The sequence below is a fragment of the Nocardioides sp. CPCC 206347 genome (assembly GCF_048654605.1).
Classification (GTDB): domain Bacteria; phylum Actinomycetota; class Actinomycetes; order Propionibacteriales; family Nocardioidaceae; genus Nocardioides.
This window is the reverse complement of record NZ_JBMCYZ010000002.1, coordinates 717,417-743,771: the sequence shown is the minus strand read 5'-3', so window position 1 is coordinate 743,771 and position 26,355 is coordinate 717,417. Positions and strand designations below refer to the sequence as shown.

The following is a 26,355-nucleotide window of genomic DNA, read 5'->3' as shown; positions in this document are numbered from 1 at the left end:
TCCGCTTTCATTCCCGGCTGGCCAACTATTTCCGCAGGACCGATGTCGGTACGTCGCCCTAGGCTGGGCGAGCCATGTCCAAGCCCCTCCCCCTGCTCACCACGCCGCCCACCGAGCGGGCCGACGCCGCGCGCAACCGCGAAGCCCTGCTGAGCGCCGCGAGCGAGCTGATCCAGGGCTGCAGCGTCGAGGGCGTGACCATGGAGGCGGTGGCCGCCAAGGCCGGCGTCGGCAAGGGCACCGTCTTCCGGCGCTTCGGCAGCCGTGAGGGCCTGATGGCCTCGCTCCTCGACCACGCCGAGAGGGCGTGGCAGGCAGCCGTCATCGGCGGACCTGCGCCGCTGGGCCCCGGCGCACCGCCGATGGAGCGCCTCCTGGCCTTCGGGGCCTCACGGATGCACCTGCACCTCCAGCAGGGTGCGCTCATCGACGCCGCCGGCCGCACCTGGGGCGACAACTACGCCGTGACCGGCTTCGTCACCATGCACGTACGGATCCTGCTCGCCGAGCTCGGCGTCGAGGGCAACCTGCCCTACCTCGCCACGGCGCTCGTCGCGCCGCTCTCGCTGCCCGTCCTGCGCCAGCAGTTCGACCAGGCGCAGATGTCCGAGGATCAGGTCATGGCCGGCTGGGAAGAGCTGGTACGACGCGTCGTCGGCTGACCCAGCCGGTCAGTCGACGTGGTGGCGCAGCAGTCCGTAGGTCAGGCCGTCGACCAGCGCCTCCCAGGAGGCCTCGATGACGTTCGCGCCGACACCCACGGTCACCCACGACTTCTCGCCGTCGGTGGTCTCGATCAGCACCCGGGTGATGGCGTCGGTGCCGTGGCCCTGGTCGAGGATCCGCACCTTGAAGTCGATCAGCTCGAACTTCGCGATCTCCGGGAACGCCTGCACGATCGCCGTCCGGATGGCCTGGTCCAGCGCGTTGACGGGACCGTTGCCCTCGCCCGTGACGACGAAGCGCTCGCCGGCGGCCTGGAGCTTCACGGTCGCCTCGGAGACGGCTTCCTCGCCCGGCCGGGCGTGGGTCAGCGTCTCGGTGATGACGCGCCAGCTCTCGACCTGGAAGTACGACGGCCGCCGGCCCTCGGCTTCCTCGACGAGCAGCAGCTCGAAGGAGGCATCGGCGGCCTCGAAGGTGTAGCCGCGCGACTCCATCTCCTTGACCCGGGCGGTCACCCGGTTGACGACGTCGGGCGAGTCCGACAGGTCGAAGCCGAGCTCCTTGCCCTTGAGCTCGATCGACGCACGACCGGCCATCTCGGACACCAGCAGCCTCATGTCGTTGCCGACACCGGCGGGGTCCATGTGCTGGTAGAGGTCGGGGTCGACCTTGATCGCGCTGGCGTGCAGGCCCGCCTTGTGGGCGAAGGCCGACGTGCCGACGTACGGCTGGCGCGCGGCCGGCGGCACGTTGGTGACCTCGGCGACGGCGTGCGCGATCCGGGTGGCCTCGCGGAGCAGGCCGGGCGGCAGCACCTGTCGGTCCAGCTTGAGCTCGAGGTTCGCGACCACGTTGACGAGGTCGGCGTTGCCGGTGCGCTCGCCGTACCCGTTGATGCAGCCCTGGATGTGCGTGGCACCGGCATCGACGGCAGCCAGGGTGTTCGCGACCGCCAGGCCGGTGTCGTTGTGGCAGTGGATCCCGACCCGCACGCCGGCCGACTGCACCACGTCGTGCACGACGTCGGAGACCCAGCCGGGGAGCATCCCGCCGTTGGTGTCGCACAGGGCGATCACCTCCGCACCGGCGTCGTACGCCGTCCGCAGGACCTCGAGCGCGTAGGACCGGTCGAGCCGGTACCCGTCGAAGAAGTGCTCGGCGTCGAGGAAGACCTGCTGGCCCTCGGCGCGCAGGTGGCTGACGGTGTCGCGCACCATCGCGAGGTTCTCCTCGGGCGTGGTCCGCAGCGCCTTCTCGACGTGGCCGACGTGGGACTTAGCGACGAGGGTGACCACCCGGGCGCCGCTGTCACGCAGGCCGGCGACCTGCGGGTCGTCGGCGGCGCGGATGCCGGCCTTGCGGGTGGCCCCGAACGCCGTGAGCCGCGCGTGCTTGAGGTCCAGCTCGGTGGCGGCGCGCCGGAAGAACTCGGTGTCCTTCGGGTTCGCTCCGGGCCAGCCGCCCTCGATGAAGCCGACGCCGAGCCCGTCCAGGTGGCGGGCGATCGCGAGCTTGTCCGCGACGGTCGGGTTGAGACCCTCCTGCTGCATGCCGTCGCGCAGCGTCGTGTCGTAGACGTGGAACGCGCCGTGCAGGTCGAGCGGCTGGTCGAGCTGGTTCATCGAATCCCTCTGTTGGTCATGACCCGGGCAAAACAAAAGCCTCCCGAGAACGAGAGGCTGGCGCGTCCGACGTGCGGACGCGCTACGTAATGATCGTGGTGCTGGTCACGGACCCAGTTTGCCACGAAACGTCGGAGCGCCGGGTCAGAGTCCGAAAGGCCCGTTCGCCCACGGGACCCAGTTGGTGCCCTGGCCGGCCACCAGCACGCCGAGGACTGCCGAGACCGCCAGCAGTCCCGCGCAGCAGAACAGCCACGGCAGCGTCGGGCGGCACACGGGATACAGCACCCGCGCGATCGGCGAGCGGAACCGGCTCGCGCCCGGCCCCGACCACAGCGCCACCCCCAGGGTCGCGCCGCACGCCATCAGCGTGCTCGGCACGTCGAGGGCCAGTGCGTAGCAGATCAGGCCGGCGGCGAGTCCCAGGCCGGCACTCCACGCCACCAGGACGACGGTTCCGGTGATCGCCCGCACGAGGTGCCACGGGCTGGTCGTGATGAGGCGGAGGCCGTCGTACCACTTGATGCCCCGGACGGTACGACGATCCGCGACCGCCGACGCGGCCAGCGAGCCGGCGCGCAGCAACCACACGGCCACCACCACGACGAGGGTGGCGATCCACGGCGCAGCGGCGAACCCGGCACCGAGCGCGATCGCACCGACACCGATCGCCGTCCAGCGCCGGAGCCGCTCCCCCAGCGGCGCCTTCGGCTGGGGCGCGAACGGCGCGTCCGGATCGAAGCCGTGCGCCTGGTCCCACTCGCGTTCGATCCGGTCCATCGCGGTCGGCGGGGGTGGCAGGTGGACAGCAGGTCCGGGAGCGGTGGGCCGCAGCACCGCACCCGCAGGCGGCCCGATCTCGGTCGGCAGGGCGCGGGTGCCGACCACAGGCGGCGGAGGAGGTGGCGGCGGGGGGACGGCGTCCGCGATCGTCCTCGGCGTCGGCGGAGCAGGCGGAGACGCCTGCCCGGCCAGGGCGAGCGGCAGGGTGAAGTCGTCGTCGACCGCGGCGGGCCCGTCGAACACCCCACCGGGCGGTGGTGCCGGCGGCAGCTCGGGCCGGGTGCTCAACGGTCGGATCCACGCCAGCAGCTCCTCGAGCAACGGACGCTCGAGCGGATCGGGGTTGAGCGCCAGTGCGAGCACGTCGGCCAGCGGTTGCTCGATGCCGGACAGGTCGTGCTGGCCGCGGCGCGTGCGGTCCATGATCGCCATCGCCGGTCCGCGGCCGTACGGCGCCCGCCCGGTCGCGGCATAGGCCACGGTGGCAGCCCACGCGTGCACGTCGGCCGCGGGGGTGGCGTCGTCGCCGTACAGGATCTCGGGGGCGAGGTAGCCGGGCGTGCCGAGCAGCCAGCCGGTCTGGGTGAGGCGGATGTCGTCGGCCACGCGCGCCAGGCCGAAGTCGATCAGGATCGGCGTACGCCCCTCCATCAGCACGTTGCCGGGCTTGATGTCGCGGTGGAGCACGCCGACGGCGTGGACCGCTGCGAGTCCCTCGGCCAGGCAGCCGGCCAGCCAGTGCAGGTCCCGGCCCTCGATCGAGCCCTCGGCCGCGACGTGCTCGTGGAGGGTGTGTCCCGGGACGTACCGCGTGACGACGTAGGGGATCTCGGCCCACGGGTCGGCGGCGAGCATCTCGGCCACCCAGGGACTGCGGATCCGGGTCAGCGAGCTGACCTCGCGGGCGAGACGACCGCGGGCCTCCTTGTCGCCGACGATCTGCGGCCGCAGCACCTTGAGCGCCACGCGGCGACCGTCGGAGCCCTGCGCGAGATGGACGATGCCCATGCCGCCCTCACCCAGCTGGGTCAGCAGGGTGTAGTCGCCCACCCGAGTGGGCGGGCCACTCTCGGGTCGCATCGTCACGAAGCGAGATTACCCAGCGGCGCGCGACTTCACCGTCACCTCGCGGCGTCAGCCGCGCGCGTCGAGCTCGGCCACCAGTCGCCGGGGTGCGACCCGCCGGTACGACGCGTCGGCCAGCTCGGCGATCTCCGCCCAGTCGATGCCCGGTGCGGCAAGGTCGATGGCCCGGCCGCCGTACGGCCCGTAGTAGGCAGGTACGAAGAAGCGGTCGTCCTCGTCGATGGCGGGCAGGTCGACGCTGTCGGGCGTGAAGATGAAGGCGCTCGGCACCATCCGGTGGTCACCCGGCCGGAGCTTCTCGGAGCCACCGAACGCCGCGAAGATCTTGCCGGCGCGGAAGGTGGGCCGGCCGTGGCTGACCCTCTCCTCGGCTCCGGGCAGGGCCAGGCAGATCGACCGGAGCTCGCGGAGACCCGGGTCGTCGTCGCTGAACATGATCGGGTGCGCCATGACCGCCAGTGAAGCACCCTCCGCCGACACCGGTCGTGGGACGATGGGCCATGTCGTTCCTGGACCTGGGCGCCGGCGACGCCGTGTTGTTCATCCAGACCGGGCTGGGTGCCGACGAGCTGCTGCCGCTGGCCAGCGAACCTGCCCTGGCCGGACGCCGCCGGGTCCTCCCGCGGCGCCGCGGCTACACCGGCGACGGCCCCGACCTCCCGGGCACGATCGCGCGGGATGCCGCCGACTGCGTCGCGCTGCTGGATTCCCTGCACCTCCCGGCCGTGGACGTCGTCGGCTACTCCTACTCGGCCGCCGTTGCCCTGGAACTGGCACTGCTGGCTCCCACCGCGGTCCGCAGCACCACGCTCATCGAACCGCCACCGCTGATCACCAGCCACCGCGACGAGTTCGTCGGGGTGTGCGTCGACCTGATGTCCCTCTGCGCCGAGCAAGGTCCCTCCGCAGCCCTGGAGGCCTTCTGGGACCGGACCACGACGCCCGACTGGTGGTCGGCGCTCGAACCCCACGTGCCCGACGCCCGCGCGCAGATGCGTCGCGACGCCCGCACGTTCTTCGAGCAGGACCTTCCTGCGCTGCTGGGGTGGACCTTCACGGCCGAGGACGCCCGCCGGATCAGCTCGCCCGTGCTGCACGTGGGTGCAGGCGACAGCGGCCCGTGGTGGGCGCAGGTGCGGACCACGGTGCTCGGCTGGTTCCCGGGCGCCACCGACGTCGTCGTACCCGGGGCCGATCACGGACTGGTCGTGACGCACCCGGCCGAGGTCTCCGCAGCGCTCATCGACTTCTGGTGTGCCGGACCCTCCTAGACTGCCGATGTGCCCGGCCGCCTGACGCTCCTCGACGGCGTGCGGTGGGACGGCAGGACGATTCCGGGTGATCGCGCGCAGGCGCTGCTCGCAGCGCTGGTCGACGCTGGTCGCACCGTGCACACCGATCGCCTGGTCGACCTGGTCTGGGACGAGAACGTTCCTGCGAACCCGGCCAAGGCCCTGCAGGTGCTGGTGTCGCGGGTCCGGTCCACCATCGGTGCGGACACGCTCGTGACCGACGGCGACGGCTACCGGCTCCAGATCGCTCCGACCCTGGTCGATGCCCTGCACCTGGGGCGCTGCTCACAGCTCGCGCGTGCAGCCCTGGCGGAGGACCCGGCCGCCGCTCTCCGCCACGCCGAGGAGGCGCTCGCCCTCGCACCCGACGGTGTCGCGGAGACTGATCGCGGCCCCCTCGCCGACGTACGACGACGCGCCCGGATCGACCTGCACGCAGCTGCCATGGTGCGAGCCCGCGCCCTCGAACGATCGGGGCGGCACGCCGAAGCACTCCCTGCGCTGGAGGCGGCCCTCGACAGCTCACCGGACGACGAGACGCTGCTGGCCGACCTGCTGCGCGCCGAAGCCGCTGTGCGGGGCCCGGCAGCCGCACTCCACCGGTTCGAGCAGCACCGCCGGGCCGTTCGGGATCGCCTCGGTGCCGATCCCGGCCCGGACCTCCAGCGTGTGCACCGTGAGCTGCTGGCGCTGGACAGCCCGGTGCGCGAGGGGGTGCGGTACGGCGCCGGGCCCCTGCTCGGACGCGATGACGACCTGCGCGCCATCAGTGGCCTCCTCACCAGCGCGCGCGTCGTCTCGATCGTCGGCCCCGGCGGACTGGGCAAGACGCGTCTTGCGCACACGGTCGCACAGGCCGCCGGGCAGCCGGTCGTGCACTTCATCGAACTGGTCGGTGTCACGACACCCGAGGACCTCGTGGGCGAGGTCGGCTCGGCACTCGGGGTCCGCGACTCGGTCAGCGGCCGTCGTGCCCTCACGGCGGAGCAGCGTGCCGACGTGCGCGCCCGGATCGCCCACCACCTGGACCAGGCGCCGACCCTCCTCGTTCTCGACAACTGCGAGCACATCGTCGCTGCCGTCGCCGACCTCGTGGCGTTCCTGGTGGCCACCACGCGCGAACTGCGCGTCCTCACGACGACCCGCGCGCCGCTGGCCATCGCTGCCGAGCACGTCCACCTGCTCCCGCACCTGGGCACCGCCGACGCGGTCGAGCTGTTCTGCACCCGTGCCGCTGCGGCCCGCTCGGGGGTCCGGCTCGACGAGACCGAGGTGCGCGCCGTCGTCGATCGCCTCGACGGCCTGCCCCTGGCGATCGAACTGGCCGCGGCCAAGGTCCGCGTGATGCAGCCCGGCGAGATCGCGCGGCGCCTCGACGACCGGTTCGCACTGCTGCGCGGCGGCGACCGCAGCGCGCCGGATCGTCACCAGACCCTCCTTGCCGTGATCGACTGGTCGTGGAACCTGCTCGAGGAGCGCGAGCGCCGCGCGTTGCGCTACCTCGCTGCCTTCCACGACGGGTTCACGCTCGAGGCGGCCGGCGCCCTCCTGGGCGACGACGCCCTCGAGACCGTCGAGGACCTCGTCGAGCAGTCGCTGATCGTCGTCACCGACACCGACCACGGCACCCGCTTCCGGATGCTCGAGACGGTCCGCGAGTTCGGCCGTCTGCAGCGGGAGGCGGCCGGCGAGTCCGACAAGGTGGCGAATGCCCTGCAGGCGTGGGCCGTCGAGCTCGCAGGTCGTGAAGGGCGGCGGCTGTTCAGCACCGGCCAGGTCGAGGCGATGGACCGGGTCCGCGAGGAGGAGACGAACCTCGCCGACGTCCTGCGGGAGGCCATCGCCGCAGGCGACCAGGACGCCGTGGCCGTGCTGTTCGCGACCCTGGGTGGCTACTGGTCGATCAGCGGTGACCACTTCCGCACCATGGCCGTCGCGCCGGCCGTGGGCCGGGCGCTCGACGGTTGGGAGGTGTCGCCGGCCCTGACCGACACCGCACGCTCCGCGTTGTGCGTCACGCTCTTCAGCGTGCGGTTCACCGGCTCCGACGGTGCCGAACAGCTCACCGGACAGCTGGAGGCGCTCGGCCACGACACGGCGAGCCCGGCCCTGGCAGCCCTCGTTCGGGTGACCCTGGCCCAGTCCGAGGGTGTCGCCACCGACCTCACCCACCTGATCGACGAGCCCGACACCTGGGTGCGCTGCCTCGCGCTGCAGTGGGCCGCCCACCAGTGGGAGAACAACGGCGACCCCCGCGGCGCCCTCGACGCCCTGCGTCAGGCACTGCCACTCGTCCACGACGAGGAGGGCCCCTGGCGGCGCGCGATGATCAACGCCCAGCTGGCGGAGCTGCACGCCCAGCTCGGCGACGCCGAGCGTGCCTCCGAGCACGCCCTGCTCGCGCTGCCGGTGCTCGAGAGGCTCGGCGCCGTGGACGACGCCGTCCAGAACCGTGCGATCGTGGCGACCTCGACCATGATCCGCGGCGACCTGGCGGGGGCCTCCGCCCAGATCGCCGAGCTCGCCGCCATCGCGCCCACGGGCCTGCCCGGCGGTGATGTCACCATCATGCGCACCCGCGCCGAGCTCGCGCTCGCGCTCGATGATGTCGGCGAGGGCCTGCGGCTGCACCGCGCGGCCGCCGAGGCGAGCCTGGCGATGCGCCTGCCGGGCTCGGAGGAGCAGGTCACCCCGTGGGCGATCTCCGGCGAGGCCGCAGCCGTCTCGGCGTTCGCCCTCCACGGGCAGGACGGGGACGGTTCCGACCTGCGGTCCTCACTGGCGGCCAAGGCGCTCGACGCGCTGGACCCGGAACGGCCGTTCATGGACTTTCCCGTGGCCGGACTGGTGCTCTTCGGACTCGGCCTGTGGGCCCTGCTCCGCACGGACCGGCCGGCCGACGACGCCGTGCGGGTGCTGGTGCTGGCCGACCGGTTCTCCTACTACCGGTTCGCGCCGACGATGCAGTGGAACCGGGCGCGGGCCCTGTGCGAGGAACGCGCGCCCGGCGTGCTGGCGGCCGTCGAGGCCGAGTACGGCGAACGGCGCGGACCCGACCTGCTGGTCGAGGCCCGCGCCGCCGTGCTGCGCGTTCTCTGATCCGGGCCGGCTACATCTTGCGGGAGTAGGTCCGTACCGCCAGGGGCGCGAAGATCGCGACGACCGCCGCACAACCGAGCAGCGCCCAGCCGACCTGGCCGGTGACATTGCCGTCGTTCATCAGGTCACGCACCGCCGTCACCACGTGGGAGACCGGGTTGATCTTGACGAAGGCCTCGAGCCAGCCCGGGAGCGTGTCCATCGGGACGAACGCGTTGGACAGGAACGTCAGCGGGAACATGATCATCATCCCGATGCCCTGGACCGCCTGGGCTGACCGGGCGATGGTGCCGAGCCAGCAGAAGATCCACGACAGGGACCATCCGGCGAAGATCGTGAGCGCCCAGCCGGCAGCGACCCCGAGGACGCCGCCGCCGGGGCGGTAGCCCATGGCGAGGCCGACGAGGATGGTGATGGTCGCGGCCGTGCCGTAGCGGAGCACGTCGGCCAGCATCGGCCCCGCGAGCGGGGCGATCCGGGCGATCGGCAGCGACTTGAAGCGGTCGAAGACACCCTTGTCCATGTCCTCGCGCATCTGGATCCCGGTCGCCATGCAGGCGGTCAGGGCGGTCTGCGCGAGGATGCCCGGAATGATCAGGGGCAGGTAGTCGGCCACGGATCCGGAGATCGCGCCACCGAAGATGTAGGCGAACATCGCGGTGAACAGGATCGGCTGCAGCGTGACGTCGAAGAACTGCTCCGGGTTGCGGCGCATCTTCTTCGTCGCACGCCAGGCCATGGCCAGGGTCTGGTGGACGGTGTCGCGCAGCGACGGGCGTGCGGCCAGGTCGTGGCCGCCACCCGTGGGGATCGCGGTCGCCGTCGCGGTGTCGGGAAGATCGGGCAGCAGCGTGGTCATCAGGCCACCTCCTCGTGGTCGTCCTCGGCGTGGTGACCGGTGAGGGTCAGGAAGACCTCGTCGAGGGTCGGTTGGCGGACGGCAGCGGTCGTGATGTCGACGTCGCCCTGGCGCAGGGCGATGAGGACATCGGCCGTGCGGTTGGCGTCGGTGAGTGCGATGTTCAGTCCCCCGGCCTCCGGGGTCAGGACGGGCGCCTCGCCGAGGACTGCCTCGACGATCGCTGCTGCCTGGGCGGTCTGCTCGCGGTCCGCGACACGCAGGTGCAGCGTCGAGGTGCCGACGCTCTCCTTGAGCTGGTCGGGCGTGCCCTCGGCGACCTTCCGGCCGCGGTCGATGACGGCGATCCGGTCGGCGAGCTGGTCGGCCTCGTCGAGGTACTGCGTGGTCAGCAGGATCGTCGACCCCTGGGTGACGAGCTCGCGAATCGTGTCCCACATCTGCCCGCGGGTACGCGGGTCGAGCCCGGTCGTGGGCTCGTCGAGGAAGATCAGGGGCGGGCGCGCGATGAGCGATGCGGCGAGGTCGAGCCGGCGACGCATGCCGCCGGAGAAGCTCTGGATCTGGCGGTCGGCCGCCTCGTCGAGGTCGAACCTGCCCAGCAGGTCGGCAGCCGTACGACGCGCCTGCGTCGTCGACTGGCCGAGCAGGCGGGCGAACAGCATCAGGTTCTCGGTCCCGGTCAGGTTCTCGTCGACCGAGGCGTACTGCCCGGTGACGCCGACCAGCTGGCGAATCCGGTGCGGCTCGCGTCGTACGTCGATCCCGAAGATCTCCGCGTGGCCGCCGTCGATCGACAGCAGCGTGGCGAGCATCTTCAGGGTCGTGGTCTTGCCGGCGCCGTTCGGGCCCAGCACGCCGTAGATCTCGCCCTGGCGGACCTCGAGGTCGATGCCGTCGACGGCATGGAACGCGCCGAAGGTCTTCACCAGGCCGGTGGCGTGCACTGCGGGGATGGCAGTCATGGTTGCTCCTTCTCGGCCGGGGATCGACCCGGCTCATGGAAGGAGCGTGCTGGCTGCCGGTTTCACCGCGGCATCACCGCGGTTTCACCACCCCGGAGGGCGCGCCAGCGAGCTACACGATCGGGTGCATCCACCCGAAGGTGTCGTCGTTGCGTCCGAGCTGGACGCCGACGAGTGCTTCGCGGATCCGCATGGTGAGGTCCTGGCTCGCGGGTGCCGGGACCTCGCCGTCCTTGGTCTTGAGCGAGCCGACCGGCGTGACGACCGCAGCGGTGCCGCAGGCGAAGATCTCGGTGATCCGGCCGCTGGTGACGCCCTCGCGCCACTCGTCGATGCCGAACCTGCGCTCGGTGACCTGGTGGCCCATCTTCCCGGCGAGCTCGATGATCGAGGCGCGGGTGATGCCTTCGAGGATGGTGCCGGTCTCGGGCGTGACGATGGAGCCGTCGTCGTAGACGAAGTACATGTTCATCCCGCCGAGCTCCTCGACGTACTTGCCCTCCTGGGCGTCGAGGAACACGACCTGGTCGCAGCCCTGGGCGTAGGCCTCCTGCTGCGCGACCAGCGAGCTGGCGTAGTTGCCGCCCGTCTTGGCCGCGCCCATGCCACCGCGCCCGGCGCGGGTGTACTCCTCGGTGAGCCAGAGCGTGACGGGCTTGATGCCACCCTTGAAGTACGCGCCGGCGGGGCTGGAGATCACCATGAACGTGACGTGTTGGGCCGGTCGCACGCCGAGGAACTTCTCGGAGGCGAACATGAACGGCCGCAGGTACAGGCTCTTCTCGCCACCGTCGGGGTTGCCGGGGACCCAGCGGGCGTCGACCTTGACCAGTTCCTCCACGGCCTGCACGAAGTCGGCCGGCTCGAGGACCGGCAGCGCAAGGCGCTGGCTGGACCGCTTCATCCGCTCGGCGTTCGCCTCGGGCCGGAACAGCCACAGCGAGTCGTCGGCGTGCCGGTAGGCCTTCATGCCCTCGAACGTCTCCTGCGCGTAGTGCAGGACGGCCGCAGCCGGGTCCAGGGTGATCGGGCCGTAGGGCGTGATCCGGGCGTCGTACCAACCCTTCTCGGGGGTCCATTCGACGGTGAACATGTGGTCGGAGAAGTGCACGCCGAAGCCCGGATTGGACAGGATCTCTGCCAGCCGCGCGTCGTCGGTCTGTTCCGCAGAAAGAGTGGTGGTGATCTGCATGGTCATCAGGTTAGTCCTCATTAACTCGGCGCGAAACGGCGAGGACCCTCTTGCCCTCGCCGGAGTGCGAATTCCGCCGAGGCAAGCTCAGTGCGCTGAGGCCTCGGCGGTCAGCCGGCTACTCGGGCAGCGATCGCGTCGCCCACCTCGGGCGTACGACGCGACTGGCCCGGGGTGCGCGCAGCGAGGTCCGCGAGCACGGCGGTCTCGATGCGTGCCGCGGCCTCGGGATGTCCGAGGTGGTCGAGCAGCAGGGCACCGGACAGGATCGCGGCCGTCGGGTCCGCGATCTGCTGGCCGGCGATGTCGGGTGCCGAGCCGTGGACCGGCTCGAACATCGACGGCGCGGTGCGGTCGGGGTTGACGTTGCCGGAGGCGGCCAGGCCGATGCCACCGGTGATGGCGGCGGCGAGGTCGGTGATGATGTCGCCGAACAGGTTGTCGGTGACGATCACGTCGAAGCGCTGCGGGTCCGTGGTCAGGTAGATCATCACGGCGTCGATGTGGCTGTAGTCGGTCGTGACGTCGGGGAACTCCTTGGCGACCTCTTCGAACAGGCGCCACCAGACGGAGCCGGCGTTGACCAGCACGTTGGTCTTGTGGACCAGCGTCAGCTTCTTGCGCGGGCGCTTCCGGGCCCGGGCGAAGGCGTCACGGATGACCCGCTCCACACCGAACGCGGTGTTGACCGAGACCTCGGTGGCCACCTCGGCCGGCGTGCCGACGCGCAGCGCGCCGCCGTTGCCGGTGTACGGGCCCTCGGTGCCCTCACGGACCACGACGAAGTCGATGTCGCCCTTGCCGAGCACGGCGTCGGACAGCGGCGACGTCGCGCCGGGGAACAGCTGCGAGGGCCGCAAGTTGACGTAGTGGTCGAGCTCGAAGCGCAGACGCAGCAGCAGGCCACGCTCGAGGATGCCGGGCGGCAGGTTCGGGTCGTTCGGCTTGCCGCCGACGGCGCCGAGCAGGATGGCGTCCTGGTGACGGATCTCCTCCAGCACCGTGTCCGGGAGCACCTCGCCGGTCGCGAGGTAGTTCTCGGCACCCAGGTCGTAGGCCGTCTGGGCGAACTTCACCTCGGCAGGCGCGGCCACCTCGAGCACCTTGAGCGCCTCGGCGGTGACCTCCGGCCCGATGCCGTCACCGGCGATGACGGCGAGGTTGACCTGGCCGGTCGTGGAGGTGACGGAGCCGGCTGCAGCAGAGGATTCGGTCATGTGCGTAGAGATTAGTTGTCGTCGGGACGAGCGTCGTCGCCGTCTCGCAGGGCAACCGCCCCGAACGGGTCGGTGTCGAGCAGGGCCGTGTGCAGCGGGTGCTCCGGATCGTGGCGGGCGGGGCCCCACTCGGTCCCGGAGAAGTCGCCGGAGGTCGAGGTGCGGTGCGTGGTCGTGAACATGTCGGGTCGTCTTCCGTGTGGTGGTCGCCCTGGCGTCCCCCACCGCGGCGGGTGGGCGTCAGCTCGTGGATCTCACGGGAGTCGACTGCGTCGGGGATACGGATCGCGTTTGTTGCCGATCGGTGTGTCCCGCCGCGGTGCGTCGGAGATGCGCCAAGGCTTCGAATCTGGATCGAAGGCCGTGTTGGCGGAGGATCAAGGGATCGCCGCAGTCACCGCGGCGAGGTGGCCTTCTTCAGGCCTCGCCGCGGCAGCCGATTACGAGAAGGGCGCCACGCATGATGGGAGAACCATAGCCGGACGTCCCGGTGCCTGTCAGGCCGATTCCGCCATCCGGGCAGGTTTCGACATACGAGATCGCCGTCACAACATCTGAGACACCGGATGTAAGACTCGATGCATGAGCGCGCCCCCCGACTTGCCCGATGTGGTCAGCCGCGCCTTCGACGTGTGCCGGCGGGCGGGCTACGTGGCGTTCTGTCGCAACGAGACCGGCCGGCTCCTGGCCACCCTCGCGGCGACCCGCGAGGGCCTGATGGCCGAGTTCGGCACAGGATGCGGCGTCGGTACGGCGTGGCTGCGCTCCGGCGTCCGCAACGACAAGGCGCGGATCATCACCGCCGAGCTCAACCCCAAGCTCGCCGCCGCGGCGACCGAGATCTTCACCGACGACCCGCTGGTCGACGTGCTGGCCGCCGACTGGTCGACGCTGATGGACAAGGGCCCGTTCTCGCTGCTCTTCCTCGACTCGGGCGACCCGTCCGCCGTCCAGGTCGACAAGATCGCCGACCTGGTCGAGCCCGGCGGCATCGTCGTGCTGGACGACTTCTTCCCGTGCGAGATGTGGCCGCCGATCACCGGCGGCCGGGTCGACACGCTGCGCGAGCAGTGGCTCACCGACGACCGGTTCACGACCGTCGAGGTGATGGTCGCGGCCGACGCGTCAGCGTTGATCGCCACCCGTCGCTGACGGACCTCGAGACGGTTGCAGGGCAACCTCCTCGACCAGCGGGTCAGAATTCGCCCGGGGTCGCCCTGCGTACGACGAGGCGGGTCCAGGCACCGAGGAAGACCCGTCCGTCGGGGCCGATCTCGCGCTTCTCCCCCGCCGGGATCGGGTCCTTGGGCAGCGACCCGATGGTGCCGAGGTAGGTGCCGTTGGACGAGCCGAGGTCCTCGACCCACCAGCGGGTGCCGTCGGTGGTCAGCTGGCAGTGCCGGCGGCTGATGCCGTTGTCGGCGACCAGGTCGATGTCCGGGTGGATGCCGCGGCTGCGCGACGTGCGCCCCACGAGGATCGACGTCGTCTTCAGCTGTACGACGACCGGCACCCCCGCGGACGGCAGCGGGTCCGTGGACTCCTGGTCGGCGTACCAGTCCGGGTCGATCCAGATCTCGGCCACCCACGACTCCTTCAGGGGCGGTGCGAGCGGGGTGGCGACCGGAGCGACGGGAGCGGGGTCAGCGGCCGCAGCAGGCTTCGCCTCCGCCGTACCGGCATCCGGGGAGCCGAGGTCGAGGATCGAGGGCGGCGTGAACGGTCGCGGCATCGATCCGGTCGTGAAGTCGTAGCCGCAGGCCTCGCAGAACAGTGCGTTCGGCGGATTGATGGCCTGGCAGTTCGGGCAGGCCGTCGCGGCGGCGTCGGCGGGCGCGTCGTCTGCCGGTACGTCGGCAGGCGCGGACGGCGCACTGGCGCTGCCGCCCGCAGGAATCGGCAGGCCGCAGACGTCGCAGTAGTCGTCGGAGGCCGAGTCGTGCCCGGACGGGCAGGTGCTCATGGGGTCTCCTTGCGGATCCGTGTCGTCTTCGTCGACGCGGTGTCGAGCGCCATCTCGTCGGCCTTCTCGACCGACCGCTTCAGGCGCACCGTGCCTTCCTTCTCGTTGTCGACGTCGACGACCTTCTTCAGCTTGCTGGTCGCCTCGTCGTTGCCGGTCTCGGCGGCGAGCTGGACGGCGCGGCCGAGCTTGGTCGTCGCGGTCGCCTCGTCGCCGGCGGCCTTGGCGGCCAGGCCCTCCTGGATCATGTCGGCCAGCTCGGCCTGCCCGGTGTAGTGGGCGACCTGCTGGTCGATCCGGGTGGTGAGCTCGGAGTTGTTGGACCAGGTGGCCTTCACCAGCGCCTGCGTGACGACGTCGTCGCCGAGCGCGAGCTGAACGCGCGCGGCCAGCTGCTCCTGGCCGATCGCCTTGGCCGGCACCCGGACCGCGACGTGGTAGTCGCGGGACTCGTCGGCCCACGCGCCCGTCGGGTAGTCGCCCGTGAGCGGGTTGACCGGCGTACGGCGGTTGGTGAGGTCCTCGACGGTCGGCGAGACCTGGCGGACGAACAGCACCTGCGAGCCCTGCGGCGTCCAGACCCGGAGCGAGGCGTCCGCGACACCGCGCGACATCGCGGCGCGCATGATCTCCTGGAACTGGGCCTTCATCTGGTCGGGCCGCGGAATGATGTCGACGGTGCCGAGCAGGGCCTGCGAGATCCGCCGGATCTCCGCGACCTGCCAGTCGGTGCCCGCGCCGCGGCAGTCGGCCTGGAAGTAGCCGGTCGCGCGGTTGATGGCCTCGTCGAGGCGGCCCGGCCGCTCGCGGTTCTCACCGTCGGTGAGCAGCAGGACGTGGCGCTGGGTGACCTCGGGGACCGAGTTGAAGAGCTGCCCGGCGAGGTCGAGCCAGGTGCTGATCGCCGTACCACCGCTGCCGACGAAGCGGGCGATGGCGGCCGAGGCGTCGGCTCGCGCCCGCTCGTCCATCCGGATCATGCCGGGACCGCTGGCGACCTGCGGGTAGGCCAGCATCGCGCGGTCGGCACCGGCGATGACGGCGAACCAGGTGCCGTCGACGATCTCGGCAAGTGCGGCCTGGGCGGCGTCCTTGGCGGCGGCCATCGTGGCCGGCCCCATCGAGCCGGAGGTGTCGACGATGATGATCTCGCCGGCAGCACCCGACCCTGACTGCCCGGCCGTGCCGGCGCCCTTGCACGTGATCGTCACGATCGCGTTGACGTCGGTCCCGCCGTCAGCGAGGAACTCGTTCTGGTAGACGGCAGCGGTGAACTCAGCCATCGGTCGGCTCTCCTCCTGGGGTGCCCGGCTCGGCGGGCGTTGGGGTCTGGTCATTGTGCCCGAGCGCTGATGGATCGACGGTGACATCGACTCGGGCAAGCGCTGCAGTGATGTTGTCGTGGCCGCCGCAGCTGTTGGCGAAGGCGACCAGGGCCAGTGCGAGGGCGGCCGGATCGCTGGTGGCTGCGGCGCGCACCTGCTCGGCCATCGCCTCGGGCGTGGAGCAGTAGTTCCACAACCCGTCGGAGCAGGCGAGCAACCAGCCGGACTCGGTGAGCTCGAGGGTGCCGCTCGTGGGGACGAAGTTCTCCGAGTCCCGGCCCAGCCACTTGGTGATCGCGTGCGCCTGCGGACCCGTCTCGGCCACCTCGCGGGCGATGCCGCCGGCGATCTGCTCCTGGGCCACCGAGTCGTCGACGCTCAGCTGGACCGGCGTTCCGGCGTCGGGCAGCCAGTACGTGCGGGAGTCGCCGATGTTGGCCCAGCTGACCTGGCGTCCCTCGAGGACGGCGGCGCTGAACGTCGCCGATGCGGGGTTCGTCGAGTCGGGGTCGGTGACGGCGATGATCGCGGTGTTCGCGGCTGCCGCGGCATCAGCCAGCACCTTCGCGCCGGCTGCCTGACGACCTCCCGTCGTACCCATGCCGGCGGGGAGGGGCATCCGCAGCACCTCGCGCGCCGCGCGGGCGCCGGCGAGGGAGGCGACGTCGGAGTCGACGGAGTTCGAGACACCGTCCATCACCACGAGCACCGCGCGGGAGCCCGGTTCGGCGCCGGCGAGCAGGGCCATGGAGTCCTCGTTGCGCGCCTTGCCGACACCCTTGTCGCACACCCCGGCGACCCAGGACGCCGGCTGCTCACGGAAGTGGTCGCGTTCGCTGGGCGCCTTGGTGCCGCACTCCAGGCAGTACAGGTCGGGGCCGACCTCTCCCCCACACTCCGTGCAGGGTCGGCGGCCCACGGGCGGCGGGTCCGGCAGCGCCGACGCGGGCTTGCGCGTCGGCGCGCTGATCGGAGCGTCCCCCAGCGGATGGTCGTCGACGGCCGCGGGCGCAGCCGGTACGACGTCCGGCTGGCCGATCTGCGCGCCGCAGCTCTCGCAGAAGCGGGCACCGACGGCGACCGAGGCGCCGCAGGAGGGACAGGTCACGTGAGGCTCCAGTTCCGGACGGCGTTGGCCTGGTTGACCAGGGCCACCCGCTCCTTGAGGTCGATGCTGTCACGGGCGAGCGAACGCAGGGCGTTCTCGAGTCCGTCGCGCACTCCACCCTCGGTGGCCGCGACCGAGCCGATCTTCGCGCCGGCCGGCACCTTGGCGGCGCCGGACACGACGGGCAGGGCCTCGCTGAGGATCCGCACGGTGAAGCGCTGGCGGGTCTGGCCGTCGACGCTGGAGGTCTCGATGGTGCGCATCGCCTGGTCCAGAACCGCAATGTCCTGGCCCCCGCCCGACAGCAACACCTCTGCGCGCTGCTGACGGCTCTCGGTGTAACCGCGGCTGGTGGTCGGGACGAGGTCGAGCGCGGCGACCGCACCTGCGGTGTCCTTGCGGCCCGCCCGCACCCGCGCCATGCCGAACGCCGAGGGCGGGACGTAGGCGGCGTCCGTGGACGCGCACACCTGGTAGAGGCCCTCGGAGACCTCGGGCAGCCCGCCGCGCTCACACGCGAAGGCGAGCGCGAGCTTGGGCGCGAGCTCTCCGGGCACCTGCTGGTAGACGGCGTTGAACGACGCCTTCGCGGTCTCCCAGTCCTCGGCCTGGACGGCAGCGAGGCCCTCGATCCACAGCGCGCGCCACTCCCACGGATCGTCGGCGAGCAGCGCCTGCGCGTGCGACTTCGCGGCCACGGGGTCCGCCAGGTCCAGCGACGCACGGGCCCGCGCCAGCCACACCTCGGCGCTGTCCTCGGGGGCCTGCAGCAGGTCGGCGAGCCGCTGCTTCGGGTCGTCGGAGCTGATCGTCGAGAGCCAGCTGTACTGCGGGTCGGTGGTGTCCTCGCGCAGCTTCGGCAGCTGGCTCCACTCGGTGATCGGCCGCGCCGTCGCGGGCGACTCGAAGAGCACCGAGGAGGCCGACGTGCTCGCCGTGCCCTGGCGGCGGCGGGCGACGACCTCGCGCAGGACACCGAGCACCTGCGTGCGCAGCTCGTCCACGGAGGCGAACCGGTCCGCCGGATCGGGCGCACAGCACTTGGCCAGCAGGTGGTAGAGCGAGTCGTACTGCTGGAAGAGCGGCGTCGCGTCCACCGGCGGCAGGCTGTGCAGGTAGGTGCCCTGGTAGCCGCGGAACTCCATCGTCAGCACGACGAGCGTGCGGCCGATCGTGTAGATGTCGGAGGCCACGGTCGGCCCGACCTCGGCCACCTCGGGCGCCTGGTAGCCGACCGTGCCGTAGATCGCCGACTCCTGGTCGTCGATCCGGCGCACGCCACCGAGGTCGATCAGCTTCATCGCGTCGCCGACCTGGATCATGTTGTCGGGCTTGAAGTCGCAGTACACGAGACCGAGGTCGTGGAGGTACTGGAAGGCCGGCAGCAGCTCGAGGATGTAGGCCAGCGCCTGGTCGACCGGCAGCGGGTCGTAGTCGCCGTTGTTGGCCGACATCCGCTGCTTCAGGATCTGCTTGAGCGACTTGCCGCCGACGTACTCCATGACGATGTAGCCGGCGCCTTCGTGGGTCACGAAGTTGTAGATCTCGACGATCAACGGGTGCTCGACCTGCGCGAGGAACTGCTGCTCGGCGATCGCTGCCGCGAGCGCGTCGGGGTCACCGGAGTTCAGCAGGCCCTTGAGCACCACCCACCGGTTGGAGACGTTGCGGTCACGGGCGAGGTAGATCCAGCCGAGACCACCGTGGGCGAGCGCGCCCGCGACCTCGTACTGGCCGGCGACGAGGTCACCCGACACCAGCTTGGGGGTGAAGGAGAACGGCTGGCCGCAGTTGGGGCAGAAGCCCTCGCTCCGGCCGGGCGTGCCGTCGATGCTGCGACCGACGGCCTTGCCGCACTTGGAACAGCTCCGCTTGTCCTCGGGGACCTGCGGGTTGGCCATGATCGCCTTGGCAGCGTCCACCGGCGGCGCAGGCGGTACGACGGTGAGGCCGGCGCCGAGCCGGGCCGACCGCATCCGCTGCGACCCGGTTCGGGTGCGCCGGGTGGCGAGGCTGCCTGTGCCGGCACGCTTCGAGCCGATCGCGGCCGACTGGACACGACTGGCGGCGGTCGCCGCCGTACCCTCGCGGCCGGACAAGGGCTGGGACTCGTGGAGCGCAGCGACCTCGGCGACCTTCGCGCCCGGTACGGCCGGCGAGCCGCAGACATCGCAGTAGCCGTCGAGGATCCGGCCGGTGCAGCCGGGCTGCTGGCAGGTGTTGGCGGCACTGCTCACAGCTGCTGTGGCGGCCGGGGCTGCGGCGGGGGTGGGCGACGCCGTACCACCGGACCCGGCCATGCCGCACACGTCGCAGTAGCCGTCGACGATGCTGCCCGTGCAACCGGGTTGGGTGCAGGCTCCTGCGCTCATCGGGTGCTCTCTTTCGCTAGCCAGGTCTGGTAGGTCGTGACGAGTTGCCGGGCGACGGCCATCGGCGACGGGCGTCGCTCGAGGAGCGCCCGGGCCGAGCGCTCGCTCTCGACGAGGTCGGGGTGGTCGGCCACGCCCGCAGCACGGGCCTTGGCGACGTAGGCGTCGAGCAGGGCGACGAGCTGGGTGTGCTCCTCGAGAGCGTCGGAGTAGGCGTGCTGGACGACCTCGAACGCCTGGGACACCCGGTCGAGGCGCTGAAGGTAGGTGCCGATCTCCTCGGGTGTCACCGGGACCGGGCCGAGCAGCTCGACGTCGGGGACGGCGTACCGCGGCGCCGGGTCGACGGTCGCGACGCAGGTGGCCGCGAGCTTCTCGAGCGCGGCTTCGCGGGCCTCGAGGTCGGCGCGCAGCTCACGGGCCGACAGCACCTGGCTGCGGGCGTCTCGTCGGCGTGCGTTGCCCACGATGAGGTCGCGCTCGAAGGTGGTGGCCTCGGCCTCGATCGGACCGAGCAGGCCGCCGACGTCGGCGCCGCGCTCGGCACGCGCAGCGATCTCCTGGAGCCGGCTCATCAGGCCGGCAAGGGTGTTGACCGCATCGTCGCGGCGGGTCGCCGGCTCGAGGGCGACCTGGTCGCGGATCCGTTCCAGCTGGGCGCGCAGCTCGCGCACCCGCGCGGCCGACTCGTCGGCGCCGGGCACGAGCGCCAGCCGGCTGCGCAACTGTCCGGTGAGCGCGTCACACAGCCGCCCGGCCTCGGGCAACGACACGGCCAGCCCACCGGGAAGCTCGGTCGCCCCGTCGAGGCGTCCCCAGATCAGCGCCGAGATCCGCTCCCGCTCCTGGGTGAGCACGCGCCCGCCGTCCCACGTCGCGAAGACCAGCTGGTACCGGTCCGACGTCGCCTTCCACAGCGCCAGGGCCAGCGACATGTCGCCGGTGAGCTCGGCTCCCCGTCCCGCACCGAGCGCGGCCCGGTCGAGCTCGTCGAGCTCGGACCGCCGCGCCCGCAACCACGCGTCGAGCTCGCCCAGGTAACGCTGGATCGCAGCAGGATCCAGCGCGTCCCCGAGCTTGCCGGGCGCGGTCGGCGCAGTGGCGGTCATCGCGGTCACCTGCTCTACGATCACCGGCCGTAGTCAGGGGTGGGAGGCGTGGCGTCGACCTTCAGGTACGGCTCGAGCCAGTTGTTGTACGCCGACTGCCAGCGACCGTCGCTCCGCATGTCATCCAGGACCGAGTTGATGAACCTTGCGAGCGCGACGTCGGCCTTGTTGACCGCCAGGCCGTACGGCTCATCGGTCAGCTTCGTCTGCTTCGGGACGACGGCATAAGGGTCCTGCGCGGCAAGTCCGGCCAGCACGGTGTCATCGCCCGTGATGGCGTCGACCTGACCGTTCTGGAACAACGTCAGGCAGCCGGTGTGATTGTCGGCTCCCACGACCTCGACGTCGGCCTTCTCGGTGATGTTGTCGATGCTGGTCGAACCCTTCGGCGCGCACACCCGCTTGCCCTTGAGGGAAGCGACGCCGCTCTTCTCGTAGGCAGCGACGTCGTCGGAACGGACCAGCACCTTCTGGGTGGCGTTGTAGTAGACCGCCGAGAAGGCGACCTGCGTCCACCGGGTGCAGTTGACCGTCATGTTGCGCGCGACCATGTCGATGTCGCCGCTCTCGAGCAACGGGATCCGCTGAAGCGCCGTGACGACGCGCAACTGCAGCGTCACATCGAGCGCGTCGGCTACGGCCTTGGCGAAGTCGATGTCGAAGCCCTTGAGGTCACCGTCCAGCGGGTCGGTGAAACCCAGCTGGAAGGTGTCGGCCGAGACACCGACGACGAGCCGGCCACGGTTCTTCAGCTGCTGGAGAGCGGCGGCCCGGTCATTGCTCGGGGCGTACGACTCACGGGGGTTGTCGCACTGGACCGGCTTCGAGGGCGGGGCCGCCGAGGAGTCGACCGCCTCGGGCTTCGGGAGGGGCGTGGCGTCGTAAGCGCAGCCTGCAAGGAACAGGACCGCGACCAGTGGCGTGGCGAACCGGCGCAGCGAGCTCATGAGAATTCCCTCCGTCGTTCGCCGATACCTCGGGAGACTGCGACAGCCGCAGCAACACCGAGCAGAACAGTCAGTCCGCTGAGCAGCAGCGCAAGCGTGCGGCCACTGCGCAGGTCATCGACGACCTCGTCACGGGTCTCGGTCACAACCGACTTGGCGATGGCGTCGAAGCTGTCGAGCGGCTCGGTCGAACCACCCTTTGCCTCGGTCGCCCGCTTGACGGCCTCGTCCCACTGGCCGGCGTTGTCGAGCTCCACGATCTCGTCGTGCTGCGCGACGTAGTCATTCCAGGCGCCGACCGTCTCGCGTGACGCCGACTTGTCGACGATCTCGCGGGACACCAACCACGCGGTCTCGGAAGCGCTGTCGCCCGGAACTCGCGCGATAAGGCGCAGGCTCTCGCTGGCTTTCGCGTCATTGGCCGCTGTACGGGCATTGGACTCCGACACCGCTGTGGCGAGCTCCCCGTCGAGCAGCGAGTCGTTGGAGTTGTCGCGGACCAGTGCGCCGAAGGCCGTCACCACGGTCACCACGAGGACGATCACCGCGGCCACCGCGATGCCCTTGTTAATCCGCCTGTGGAAGTGCTTCGCGAGCTCGCGGTTCAGCCAGACCAGCACGACGAGCACGGCGAGTCCGAGCAGCACCAGCCAGATCGGGTGCTGGCCAGCCATCGCGTCCTCGGTGCGCTCGGTGTTCGCGGTCACCATGTTGTCAATGAGCGGGATCGCGTCGGACCGCAACTCCTTGCTCGCGCCTCTGAGGTACTCCGCACCGATCGGGTAGCCCAGGCGGTTGTTGTTGCGCGCCTGGGCGACAGCGGTGGCGTAGTCGGCCACCTCGACATTCAGGGCCGCGAGCACCTCGCGGTCGGCCGGCTGGGACTCCGCCGCATTCGCGATCTCCGTGAGCACGGAGGACAGCGCGGCGTCGTACTCCTTGCGCTGGTCGGGGTCCTCGAGACCGCCGACCAGGAAGGCGTTGGTGGCGAGGGCGTCGGCTCGCAGCAGCGACGACTTGATCTCCTGGACCCGGACCAGCTGCTCGGTGTCGTCGGCGGCACGGCCGTCGGACTGCCAGGCGCCGAACTGGATCAGTGCGCTGAACACCCCGAAGAGAATGGCGACGGTCATGCCGATCAGCTGCCAGCGGTTGAGCAGCGCAGGCGTGTCGACGAGTCCGGGCGTGGGCTGGCCCGCCACGGCAGGTGCCGGCGCGGGCGCCTTCGCGACAGCGGCCGGGGGCGGCGGTGCCGCCTGGGGGGTGGCGGTCTGGCTCACGATTCCTCCTGGGTCTCGACAGGCTCGACCAACGGGGTCGGTTCGGGGGCCGGGCGGGCGGCCGTGGCGTCATCACCGAACGGGTCGACCGGTTCGGCCGGCGCAGCATCCTCGGGCGGTACGACGACGCCCTCCTCGGTCCGGGTCTCGCCAGGCTCGACCACCGCAGGATCGTTCGGGTCGACCACCAGGTCGTCCGGCTCCAGCGTGCGCAGCTGCTCGAGGGTCGGCTCGGCGACCTCCCGCAGTCGCCAGGCGTGGTGGCCGATGGCCGCCTCCAGCAGGTTGCGGACGAAGCGCGCGTTGCCGAACGACGGGCCGCGGTGCGCCTCGGCCAGGATCTCGCGCAGCCGCGCGAGCACGGGCTCGGCGACGTCGTAGTCGGCACCCTTGGCCATCCCGGCGAAGATCTCGGCGAGCTCGTCGTCGGTGTAGTCGGCGAAGTCGATGGTGGTGCGGAACCGGCTCTCGAGGCCCGGGTTCTCCGAGATGAAGATGGCCATCGGGAGGGGGTACCCGGCGACGATGACGACGAGGTCGTCGCGCTTGTCCTCCATCTCCTTCACCAGGGTGTCGATGGCTTCCTTGCCGTACTGGTCCCCGGAGAGCGAGTACGCCTCGTCGATGAACAGCACGCCACCCTCGGCGGACTTCACCAGCTCGGCCGTCTTCTGGGCGGTCTGTCCGAGGTAGCCGGCGACCAGTTCCGACCGGTCGCACTCGACGAGCTGGCCCTTCGAGAGCAGCCCGAGCGCCCGGTAGATGCCGGCCACCAGGCGAGCGACCGTGGTCTTGCCCGTGCCGGGGTTGCCGTTGAAGACGAGGTGCCGGGTGATGGTCGGGGTGTCGAGACCCGCCTTCTTCCGCAGCCCCTCCACCCGGAGTACGGCGGCCTGTCGGTGGATCTCGCCCTTCACGTTCTTCAGGCCGGTGAGGCCGTCCAGCTCGGCAAGGAGCTCCTCGACCGACTTGGTCGGCTCCTCCGGCTCGGGCTCCTCGACCACCGGGGTCTCCGGCTCGGCGGCCTGGGTCTGTGTGCCTTCGGTGGTTTCGAGGCTCGGTGCTGGCGCACCTCGCACCTCAACCAGCGACGGGTCGCCCGGGACGGCGCCGTCGAGCGCACCCAGCTGGCGTCGTACCTGCTCACCGACGCGACGGACCTGCTCGAGCATGTCGTCACCGAAGCCGGGAACCGGCTGGCGCTCGGGGAGGTCGAACGCTCCCCTGCCCGACGCGGGACCTTCGAGATTGCGGGCGGTGAACCCACCGCCGAGCTGCGCGGTCGTCACGGTCGTGGCGGCACCGATCGCGTCCGGCCCGGGCTCCCCCAGTGCGCTGCCGGCCAGCGCGACGTCGGCCAGCGCACCGGCGTAGTCCGCCGAGTGCGTCGACTTCGCCAGCAGCAGCTGCGCCATCAGCGGCGTCGGGCCGGCGCGGAACCGGTTGCCGCGCTTGGCCGCCTGCGCGTGCTCCTCGGCGGACACGGCGCGTCCGGTCTGCTCGGACCACACCACGAACGCGCCACGCGAGCGCTCGGAGACCGTCGCAGCAACGGCCTCGCCCTCGGCGCGCGCAGCTGTCTCGTCGACACCCGCGGCGCGAGCCGCAGCAACGAGTGCCTCGAGTGCGGCGGCCAGGGTCGTCGTACCGGCGTTCTTCACGGTGCTCCCAGGGTGAGGTCGGGGCCACCGTCGGATGCATGGCCGAACTTCGCGGCGAGGAACTGCCCGTGGGCGACCAGCGCCTGGGCGTCCGCGCGGTTCGCCGCATCGAAGATCTTGTCCATCGTGGATCCGAGCAGCTCGAGCTGCTCGATCAGGATCAGCAGCGCGGTCTTGTGGCCGTCGATCGGCCGGGTGTCGGCCCAGTCACGCGGCAACCGGAGGTAGCCGCCGACCGCCTCGGGGAGGTAGTCGGTCGCCGTCGCGACGACCGAGTAGCTCTCCATGCTGCCGAGCCCGAGCTGCCGCAGCCGCGGCAGCGTCTGGTGGATCGTCTGCGCGATCCGGACCACCCGCGAGATCACCACCGGCGGCGCGTTGCCCTCGCGGAGCATGGCGTTGACCTGGTTCAGGGCAGCAAGGATGTCCTGCTCGGTCGGGGCCGGCGGGACGACGTACCCCGACTCCACCAACTTCCCGGAACCCCGGGCCCGTTGCCACCACGACTTCATCCCCACGCGACGCTCGTCCTGCCTGCTCGTCGCCCGAATCAGGAGATGTTGAGCGTGCCGGCGGCGTTGCGGGAGTCGTGCTGCTGCACCCGCTCGATGTAGGCCTTGGACTTCTGCACCTCGGTCTCGAGGACACCGATCGTGGTCGACATGTTGTCGAGGGCCTTGAGCTTGAACTCGTCGATCGAGTCCATGGTGGCGTAGATGTTGGCGAACGCCGCCTGCAGCTGCTCCATGCCGATCGTCGAGGACGCCGCCTGCTCCTGGATCGCCGCGGAGTTCTCCTTGAGCATCTCCGAGGTGCGCTGGATCATGTTCGACGTCGTCGTGTTGAGCGCGGTGATCTGGTCGAGCACGAGCTTCTGGTTGCCCAGCGCCTGGGCAACGATGACGGCGGTCCGCAGCGCCGACATCGTCGTGGTCGAGGCCCGGTCGACGCCCTTGATGAGCTCGATGTTGTTCTTGATGATGATGTCGATCGCCAGGTAGGCCTGGATCGACACGGCCAGCTGGGTCAGCAGGTCCTGGTGCTTCTGGCGGACGTAGAAGAGCACGTCCTGCGACAGCGTCTTGGCCGTGTCCGGGTCGCTGAGCTCGAGCTCGGCGATCCGGGCCGACAACTTCGTGTCGAGCTTCTCGGCGACGTAGATGTACTGGTTGAGCCGACCCATGACCGACCACAGGTTCGTCTTCTCGAGGTTGAGCGCGACGTTGTCCCGGGTCAGCTCGTCCTGCCCGCTGCGCAGCGAGTGCAGGATGCCGTTGAGCTGGCTCTGCGAGGACTGGTACTTGCGGAAGTAGTCCTCGATCTTGTCGTTGAAGGGCAGCTTGTCCCAGAACTTCTTGACTCCCGTCGCCTGGCCGGGGTCGAGGTCCTCGACCGTGCGGCGCAGCTCGAGCAGCGTCTTGCCCACCTTGGAGCCCTGCGAGATGCCGCCCTCCTTGAGCGCGGTCACCGGCTTGTCGAGCATCCGGTTGGACGTCTCGGCAGCCTTGCGGATGTCCGCATCGCCCATGGTGCGGACGTTCTCGGCCTGCGCGGCGAACTCGGGACTGCCGGCCTTGGTGCTGGTCAGCGCGGTCAGGAAGTTGTCGACCTTGGCGTCGAGCTCGGGCACCATCTCGGCCGCGACCTGCGGGGCCATCTTCGGCGCGGCCGTCTCGACGACGGGCGCGGCCGCCTCGGGCGCGGTCAGCGTCAGGACGGGCTCCGGAGGAGCGAGCGGACTGGGCTCGGGGGCACTTGCTGACGAGGAGGCCTGGGAACCGTCGGTGGTCATGAGGGGGAGCCTATCCA

The 26,355-nt window shown here is 70.9% G+C and carries 22 protein-coding genes; 4 read left to right on the top strand and 18 right to left on the bottom strand.

The window, feature by feature from the left end; genetic code table 11:
* The first annotated feature begins 74 nt into the window (after positions 1-74).
* Positions 75-662 carry a TetR/AcrR family transcriptional regulator gene (locus ACOACQ_RS09960; protein ID WP_420288188.1) on the top strand — a complete coding sequence of 196 codons (588 nt, stop codon included), beginning with the start codon at positions 75-77 and terminating at the stop codon, positions 660-662.
* Between the two features lie 9 nt (positions 663-671).
* Here ACOACQ_RS09960 and cimA read toward each other — a convergent pair whose 3' ends face one another.
* From cimA to ACOACQ_RS09945, 3 genes are all read right to left on the bottom strand, one after another.
* Positions 672-2,288 carry a citramalate synthase gene (gene cimA / locus ACOACQ_RS09955; RefSeq protein WP_420288187.1) on the bottom strand — a complete coding sequence of 539 codons (1,617 nt, stop codon included), beginning with the start codon at positions 2,286-2,288 and terminating at the stop codon, positions 672-674.
* A 144-nt stretch (positions 2,289-2,432) separates the two neighbouring features.
* The gene (locus ACOACQ_RS09950; protein WP_420288324.1) at positions 2,433-4,151 is read right to left on the bottom strand and encodes a serine/threonine-protein kinase; all 1,719 of its coding nucleotides are present in this window, start codon (positions 4,149-4,151) and stop codon (positions 2,433-2,435) included.
* Positions 4,152-4,205: 54 nt separating this feature from the next.
* Positions 4,206-4,607 (bottom strand): MmcQ/YjbR family DNA-binding protein, encoded by a 402-nt coding sequence (locus ACOACQ_RS09945; RefSeq protein ID WP_378604577.1) that lies wholly within the window; start codon positions 4,605-4,607, stop codon positions 4,206-4,208.
* 50 nt (positions 4,608-4,657) lie between these two features.
* Here ACOACQ_RS09945 and ACOACQ_RS09940 point away from each other — a divergent pair, with 50 nt between their 5' ends.
* Positions 4,658-5,428 carry an alpha/beta fold hydrolase gene (locus tag ACOACQ_RS09940; RefSeq protein ID WP_420288186.1) on the top strand — a complete coding sequence of 257 codons (771 nt, stop codon included), beginning with the start codon at positions 4,658-4,660 and terminating at the stop codon, positions 5,426-5,428.
* Positions 5,429-5,437: 9 nt separating this feature from the next.
* A complete protein-coding gene (locus tag ACOACQ_RS09935) occupies positions 5,438-8,548 on the top strand; it encodes a BTAD domain-containing putative transcriptional regulator (protein WP_420288185.1) in 3,111 nt (1,036 codons plus the stop codon).
* Between the two features lie 10 nt (positions 8,549-8,558).
* On the opposite strand, the gene ACOACQ_RS09930 is transcribed toward ACOACQ_RS09935, so the two are convergent.
* The 5 genes from ACOACQ_RS09930 to ACOACQ_RS09910 form a co-directional block, all read right to left on the bottom strand.
* Positions 8,559-9,407: an ABC transporter permease gene (locus tag ACOACQ_RS09930; protein ID WP_378604588.1), complete on the bottom strand. Its 849-nt coding sequence runs from the start codon at positions 9,405-9,407 to the stop codon at positions 8,559-8,561.
* Complete coding sequence (locus ACOACQ_RS09925; RefSeq protein WP_378604591.1) at positions 9,407-10,372, bottom strand: ATP-binding cassette domain-containing protein; 966 nt, start codon at positions 10,370-10,372, stop codon at positions 9,407-9,409. Before ACOACQ_RS09925 ends, ACOACQ_RS09930 begins: the two co-directional genes overlap by 1 nt.
* 112 nt (positions 10,373-10,484) lie before the next feature.
* The gene (locus tag ACOACQ_RS09920) at positions 10,485-11,570 is read right to left on the bottom strand and encodes a branched-chain amino acid aminotransferase (protein ID WP_378604594.1); all 1,086 of its coding nucleotides are present in this window, start codon (positions 11,568-11,570) and stop codon (positions 10,485-10,487) included.
* Between the two features lie 104 nt (positions 11,571-11,674).
* The gene (locus ACOACQ_RS09915; RefSeq protein ID WP_378604597.1) at positions 11,675-12,781 is read right to left on the bottom strand and encodes a 3-isopropylmalate dehydrogenase; all 1,107 of its coding nucleotides are present in this window, start codon (positions 12,779-12,781) and stop codon (positions 11,675-11,677) included.
* An 11-nt stretch (positions 12,782-12,792) separates the two neighbouring features.
* A complete protein-coding gene (locus ACOACQ_RS09910) occupies positions 12,793-12,963 on the bottom strand; it encodes a hypothetical protein (RefSeq protein ID WP_378604600.1) in 171 nt (56 codons plus the stop codon).
* Between the two features lie 400 nt (positions 12,964-13,363).
* On the opposite strand from ACOACQ_RS09910, the gene ACOACQ_RS09905 reads away from it, so the two are divergent.
* Positions 13,364-13,933, top strand: a complete 570-nt coding sequence (locus tag ACOACQ_RS09905; protein WP_378604603.1) for an O-methyltransferase — start codon at positions 13,364-13,366, stop codon at positions 13,931-13,933.
* 43 nt (positions 13,934-13,976) lie between these two features.
* On the opposite strand, the gene ACOACQ_RS09900 is transcribed toward ACOACQ_RS09905, so the two are convergent.
* The 10 genes from ACOACQ_RS09900 to ACOACQ_RS09855 are packed head-to-tail and all read right to left on the bottom strand — an operon-like array spanning position 13,977 to position 26,338.
* Positions 13,977-14,744: an FHA domain-containing protein gene (locus ACOACQ_RS09900; protein WP_420288184.1), complete on the bottom strand. Its 768-nt coding sequence runs from the start codon at positions 14,742-14,744 to the stop codon at positions 13,977-13,979.
* Positions 14,741-16,027 carry a VWA domain-containing protein gene (locus ACOACQ_RS09895; protein ID WP_420288183.1) on the bottom strand — a complete coding sequence of 429 codons (1,287 nt, stop codon included), beginning with the start codon at positions 16,025-16,027 and terminating at the stop codon, positions 14,741-14,743. Before ACOACQ_RS09895 ends, ACOACQ_RS09900 begins: the two co-directional genes overlap by 4 nt.
* Complete coding sequence (locus ACOACQ_RS09890) at positions 16,020-17,177, bottom strand: protein phosphatase 2C domain-containing protein (protein ID WP_420288182.1); 1,158 nt, start codon at positions 17,175-17,177, stop codon at positions 16,020-16,022. Before ACOACQ_RS09890 ends, ACOACQ_RS09895 begins: the two co-directional genes overlap by 8 nt.
* Positions 17,174-19,549 carry a tetratricopeptide repeat protein gene (locus tag ACOACQ_RS09885; protein ID WP_420288181.1) on the bottom strand — a complete coding sequence of 792 codons (2,376 nt, stop codon included), beginning with the start codon at positions 19,547-19,549 and terminating at the stop codon, positions 17,174-17,176. The genes ACOACQ_RS09890 and ACOACQ_RS09885 overlap by 4 nt, the downstream gene beginning before the upstream one ends.
* Positions 19,546-20,658, bottom strand: coding sequence for a hypothetical protein (locus ACOACQ_RS09880; protein WP_420288180.1), 1,113 nt, complete (start codon positions 20,656-20,658; stop codon positions 19,546-19,548). Before ACOACQ_RS09880 ends, ACOACQ_RS09885 begins: the two co-directional genes overlap by 4 nt.
* A gap of 20 nt (positions 20,659-20,678) precedes the next feature.
* The gene (locus tag ACOACQ_RS09875) at positions 20,679-21,605 is read right to left on the bottom strand and encodes a transporter substrate-binding domain-containing protein (RefSeq protein ID WP_420288179.1); all 927 of its coding nucleotides are present in this window, start codon (positions 21,603-21,605) and stop codon (positions 20,679-20,681) included.
* Positions 21,602-22,885 carry a hypothetical protein gene (locus tag ACOACQ_RS09870; protein WP_420288178.1) on the bottom strand — a complete coding sequence of 428 codons (1,284 nt, stop codon included), beginning with the start codon at positions 22,883-22,885 and terminating at the stop codon, positions 21,602-21,604. The genes ACOACQ_RS09875 and ACOACQ_RS09870 overlap by 4 nt, the downstream gene beginning before the upstream one ends.
* On the bottom strand, positions 22,882-24,546 hold the full coding sequence (locus tag ACOACQ_RS09865; protein WP_420288177.1) for an AAA family ATPase: 1,665 nt from the start codon (positions 24,544-24,546) through the stop codon (positions 22,882-22,884). The genes ACOACQ_RS09870 and ACOACQ_RS09865 overlap by 4 nt, the downstream gene beginning before the upstream one ends.
* A complete protein-coding gene (locus ACOACQ_RS09860) occupies positions 24,543-25,058 on the bottom strand; it encodes a hypothetical protein (protein ID WP_378604941.1) in 516 nt (171 codons plus the stop codon). Before ACOACQ_RS09860 ends, ACOACQ_RS09865 begins: the two co-directional genes overlap by 4 nt.
* A gap of 38 nt (positions 25,059-25,096) precedes the next feature.
* The gene (locus ACOACQ_RS09855) at positions 25,097-26,338 is read right to left on the bottom strand and encodes a toxic anion resistance protein (protein ID WP_378604625.1); all 1,242 of its coding nucleotides are present in this window, start codon (positions 26,336-26,338) and stop codon (positions 25,097-25,099) included.
* Positions 26,339-26,355 lie beyond the last annotated feature (17 nt).